This is a genomic window from Prevotella sp. SGI.167 (assembly GCF_050313615.1).
Classification (GTDB): Bacteria; Bacteroidota; Bacteroidia; order Bacteroidales; family Bacteroidaceae; genus Prevotella.
On the sequence record NZ_JBNPLT010000146.1, the window covers coordinates 1 to 394 of the forward strand.

The window sequence follows — 394 nt, forward strand, 5'->3', positions numbered from 1 at the left end:
CCCCTCCGTCGCATCATGCAGAACTTCTACAGTCCTCTGAAGATGCTAGACCCGTACCTGGAGTTCACCTTCATCACCGGCATTACCAAGTTCTCGCAGCTCAGCATCTTCAGCGAACTCAACAACCTCGACAACATCAGCATGTTCGACCAGTATTCCGCCATCTGCGGCATCAGCAAGACAGAGCTTACCACCCAGATGAAACCGGATGTGGCAGCATTGGGAGAAGCCCTTGGCATGACGTATGAGGAATGCCTGGCAGAACTGACGAGATTCTACGACGGCTATCATTTCAGCAAGAAATCAGAGGACATCTTCAATCCATTCAGTCTGGTAAAGGCTTTGAATGCTCGTGACATAGCTCCTTACTGGTTTGGTTCCGGCACGCCGTCTT

Annotated in this window: 1 protein-coding gene; it reads left to right on the forward strand. The window is 51.0% G+C overall.

Annotation, left to right across the window (positions count from 1 at the left end; translation table 11 throughout):
• Nucleotides 1-394, forward strand: a 394-nt coding sequence (locus tag ACQRBJ_RS16275) for an AAA family ATPase (protein ID WP_445304266.1), incomplete at both ends; no start/stop codon positions are given.